Genomic DNA, 802 nt, shown 5'->3' on the forward strand with positions numbered 1-802 from the left:
TTCCAGCATCATGCTATAGGATAGGACAACGGCTTTGGAATCTGTGTTCGCAGGGACTCTCATGCTTGAGAGTAGGAAAGAAGCTTGCTCAATTTGCTTAACTGAAGCTTTCACAGAAAGCAACGCTTGTAGACGATTGCAAGCATCTAAGGTTTGCGCTTCCTCCTGTTGCGTCAATGCGCTCCCAACTTTCAGCGTCAATGGATACCCCGGACTGATCATTTCCATAATCTTCTCCAGATGAAAGATGATCTCTGAGTTCGTTGAAGCCTTCTGCAAGCTGTTCTGTGAAAGTTTTCTGAGGGAATTTGCCATGATAACCTCTAAGTGTTTGTGTTTGTTTCTTGGATAGCGCTCCATACTCTGGATGTATAATCCAGTTTCGCCATGTCGCCGGCCAATCTGTTTTGTTTGCATTTGCTCCGGATTTTGCCAGCCAAAAATTTCTGAACCATTCGACTTCTAACAGCGCCTCATCATGGGTTAAGCCTTTATCGATTGCGTCTTGCAAATTAGGTTTGAAATCATCTGGCAATCGACAGCCCCGATTAGCTTTTGACCGCTTGGCTTTTTTCGGAATACTTGTCTGCTCGTGAATGGGAGGTTGGTTATCTTCTATCGTTTCGTTTTGCTCTGATTGGCTTTCAACAGCATCAGCCTCGATTGGCTCTTGAACCAAATCGGTTGTTTCTAAATCTTCAAAATCAGTTTCTTTTTTTGCTAACACGATAGTGTTAGTTTTTTTATTATATATGTTATTGTTATTGTACCCTCTTGAAGAATCTTGAAGAAGTCTTGAAGA

At 42.1% G+C, this 802-nt stretch carries 1 pseudogene; it reads right to left on the reverse strand.

What is annotated here, in order from left to right:
• Positions 1-97 precede the first annotated feature (97 nt).
• A pseudogene (locus ACFIJS_RS09115) lies at positions 98-802 on the reverse strand (hypothetical protein); the annotation flags it as partial.

This window comes from Bartonella sp. OT172YNZD (assembly GCF_042193725.1).
Taxonomy (GTDB): Bacteria; Pseudomonadota; Alphaproteobacteria; order Rhizobiales; family Rhizobiaceae; genus Bartonella; species Bartonella grahamii_A.